3 protein-coding genes are annotated in these 3,436 nt (G+C 74.2%); 2 read left to right on the forward strand and 1 reads right to left on the reverse strand.

Annotation, left to right across the window (positions count from 1 at the left end):
* The coding region (locus tag LG632_RS29750) for an aldehyde dehydrogenase family protein (protein WP_226731036.1) at nucleotides 1-1,202 on the forward strand (1,202 nt) is incomplete at its 5' end.
* A gap of 6 nt (nucleotides 1,203-1,208) precedes the next feature.
* Nucleotides 1,209-2,000 carry a 3-oxoacyl-ACP reductase gene (locus tag LG632_RS29755; RefSeq protein ID WP_226731037.1) on the forward strand — a complete coding sequence of 264 codons (792 nt, stop codon included), beginning with the start codon at nucleotides 1,209-1,211 and terminating at the stop codon, nucleotides 1,998-2,000.
* A 33-nt stretch (nucleotides 2,001-2,033) separates the two neighbouring features.
* Here the strand turns inward: LG632_RS29755 and LG632_RS29760 are convergent, their stop codons facing one another.
* Nucleotides 2,034-3,236, reverse strand: coding sequence for an amino acid deaminase/aldolase (locus LG632_RS29760; RefSeq protein ID WP_226731038.1), 1,203 nt, complete (start codon nucleotides 3,234-3,236; stop codon nucleotides 2,034-2,036).
* Between the last annotated feature and the right edge of the window lie 200 nt (nucleotides 3,237-3,436).

Raw genomic sequence — 3,436 nt, forward strand, 5'->3', positions numbered from 1 at the left:
GGTTCGCCCGCGTGGTCGACGACCACGTCGAGGAACTCGCGCAGCTGGAGGTCCGCGAGGCGGGCCACACGATCGGCAACGCCCGCTGGGAGGCCGGCAACGTCCGCGACCTGCTCGACTTCGCCGCCGGCGGCGTCGAGCGGCTCGCGGGCCGCCAGATCCCCGTTCCCGGCGGACTCGACGTGACCTTCCTCGAACCCCTCGGCGTCGTCGGCATGATCGCCCCCTGGAACTTCCCCCTGCCGATCGCCGCCTGGGGCCTGGCCCCCGCCCTCGCCGCCGGCAACGCCGTCGTGCTCAAGCCCGCCGAGACCACCCCCCTCACGGCACTGCGGCTGGCCGAACTCGCCCTTGAGGCCGGGATCCCCGAGCACCTCTTCCAGGTGCTCCCCGGCACCGGCCCGGTCGCCGGCGACGCGCTGGTCGAGCACCCCGGCGTCGCCAAGATCGTCTTCACCGGCTCCACCCGGGTCGGCAAGCAGATCATGGCCAAGTGCTCCACCCGGGTGAAGCGGGTCACCCTCGAACTCGGCGGCAAGAGCCCCAACATCGTCTTCGCCGACGCCGACCTCACCGCCGCGGCCGCCGCCGCGCCCATGTCCTTCCTCGACAACACCGGCCAGGACTGCTGCGCCCGCACCCGCATCCTGGTCCAGCGCACGGTCTACGACCGCTTCCTGGAGCTGCTCGCCCCCGGGATCGAAGGCGTCCGGGTCGGCGACCCGGCGGACGAGAAGACGCAGATGGGCCCGCTCATCTCGCGCACCCAGCTGGAACGGGTGCGCTCCTACGTCCCCGACGGCCTCACCACGATCCGCGGCACCGCCCCCGAGGGCCCCGGCTTCTGGTACCCGCCGACCGTGGTCACCGGCGTCGCCCCCACCGCGCCCGTCGCCACCGAGGAGGTCTTCGGACCCGTCGCCGTCGTCCTGCCCTTCGAGGACGAGGAGGAGGCCGTACGGCTGGCCAACGCCACCGAGTACGGACTGTCCGGCTCCCTGTGGACCCGTGACGTCGGCCGCGCGATCCGCGTCTCACGCGCCGTCGCCGCCGGCAACCTCTCCGTCAACTCCCACAGCAGCGTCCGCTACTGGACCCCCTTCGGCGGCTACAAGCAGTCGGGGCTCGGCCGCGAGCTCGGCCCCGACGCCCTCGCCGCCTTCACCGAGACCAAGAACGTCTTCATCAGCACGGAGGCCTGAACCACCATGACCGACCGCACCGAAGAGATCGTCTGCCGCCGCCTGGTCGGCCGTACCGCCGTCATCACCGGGGCCGGCAGCGGCATCGGTCTGGCCACCGCCCGCCGACTGGCCGCCGAGGGGGCGAACGTCGTCTGCGGCGACATCGACGAAAGGGCCGGCAAGGCCGCCGCCGAGGAGGTCGGCGGCACCTTCGTCAAGGTCGACGTCACCGACCCCGAGGAGGTCGAGGCGCTGTTCCGCACCGCCTTCGACACCTACGGCTCCGTGGACATCGCCTTCAACAACGCCGGCATCTCGCCGCCGGACGACGACTCCATCCTGGAGACCGGCCTGGAGGCCTGGAAGCGCGTCCAGGACGTCAACCTCACCTCCGTCTACCTGTGCTGCAAGGCCGCCCTGCCGTACATGCGGCGCCAGGGCAAGGGCTCGATCATCAACACCGCGTCGTTCGTGGCGATCATGGGCGCTGCCACCTCGCAGATCTCCTACACCGCCTCCAAGGGCGGGGTCCTGGCCATGTCCCGCGAGCTCGGCGTGCAGTTCGCCCGCGAGGGCATCCGGGTCAACGCCCTGTGCCCGGGACCGGTCAACACCCCGCTGCTGCAGGAGCTGTTCGCCAAGGACCCCGAGCGGGCCGCCCGGCGCCTGGTGCACATCCCCGTCGGCCGGTTCGCCGAGGCCGAGGAGATCGCCGCCGCGGTCGCCTTCCTGGCCAGCGACGACTCCTCGTTCGTCAACGCCACCGACTTCCTGGTGGACGGCGGCATCGCGGGCGCGTACGTGACCCCGCTGTAGGCCCGCCGGGGCCGGTGCAGCCCCGGGGCCCGCCTAGAGGAAGGTGCGGCCTTCGCCCCGGTACGTCGGGACGGAGGCCGTCACCCGGTCGCCCCGGACCAGGTGCAGCTCCTCGAACCGCTCGCACAGCTCGCCCGCCTTGGCGTGCCGGAACCACACCCGGTCGCCGATCAGCAGGTCGTCGGCGGGCGCGCCGAGCAGCGGCGTCTGCACCTCGCCCGCCGCCTCCTGGCGGTCGTAGCGCAGCCCCTGCGGCAGGTACGGCACGGGCAGCCGGTCCCGGCCGGGGACGCCCGAGGCCGGGTAGCCGCCGCCGAGGACGGTCACCACGCCCACGCCGGGTCGGCGCACCACGGGCATGGCGAACAGGGCCGCCGGGCGGCCGCGGAACGAGGTGTAGTGGTCGAACAGCCGGGGCTGGTACAGCCCCGAGCCCGCCGCGATCTCCGTGACCGCCGCCTCGGCGGCGGTCCGCTGGACGCTGCCCGTGCCGCCGCCGTTGACGAACTCCAGGTCCGGGACGACCTCACGGACCGCGCGGACCGCCTCGGCGCGGCGGGCGGCCAGCTCGGCCGCGGCCGAACGCTGCATCACGCGGACCGCGCGGGCCCGCAACGGCCGGCCGGCCGGGGCGTCGCCGACCCCGGCGATGTGCCCCTCGTACGCCATCACGCCGACCACCTTGAAGCCCGGCCGGGCCGTCACGGCGCGGGCCAGCGCGGCGAGTTCGGCGGGCTCGCGCACCGGCGAGCGGCGGGCGCCGAAGCGGACGATGCCGGCCAGCAGCTGGTAGGAGCTGTCCAGTTCGAGGCAGACCCGGATCTCCTCCCGGCCGCCGTCGCGGGCCCGGTCGATCAGCTCCAGCTGCGACTGGTCGTCGACCATCACGGTGACCGCGGCGGCCAGCTTGGGATCCGCGGCGAGTTCGGCGAAGCCCTGGCGGTCGGCGGAGGGGTAACCGAGCAGCACGTCCTCGAAGCCGGACCGGGCCAGCCACAGCGACTCGGCCAGCGTGTACGACATGACCCCCGCGAAGCCGGGCCGGGCCAGCACCCGTTCGAGCAGGGCCCGGCAGCGGACCGACTTGCTGGCGACCCGGACGGGCTTGCCCCCGGCGCGGCGCACCAGGTCGTCCGCGTTCGCGTCGAACGCGTCCAGGTCCACGATGGCCAGGGGCGCGTCCAGATGGGCGGTGGCCCGGTCGTAGCGGGCCCGGTCGGCGGCGGGGGAAGTCATGCGGGCAGCTTGCCAGACGGTCATACCAGTGGGTAGGGGTCGCCGCCGCCAAGATCGGCCCGAGGGGGCCGTAGAGTACGGACAGGCAGCCGCGAGGGCACGGAACGGGGGGCGGAGCCGCCGCATGACGACGTCGAACCCGGACCGGCCGCGCCCGGCCCCCGCCGCCCCCGAGGCCCTGCCGCCCCCCTCGGCGCCCC

Source organism: Streptomyces antimicrobicus (assembly GCF_020532625.1).
GTDB classification, from domain to species: Bacteria; Actinomycetota; Actinomycetes; order Streptomycetales; family Streptomycetaceae; genus Streptomyces; species Streptomyces antimicrobicus.

Excerpts from the sequence above, each read along its gene's own strand:
- LG632_RS29755 (WP_226731037.1), top strand. The coding sequence starts at position 1,209 with ATGACCGACCGCACCGAAGAGATCGTCTGCCGCCGCCTGGTCGGCCGT.
- LG632_RS29760 (WP_226731038.1), bottom strand. The coding sequence starts at position 3,236 with ATGACTTCCCCCGCCGCCGACCGGGCCCGCTACGACCGGGCCACCGCC.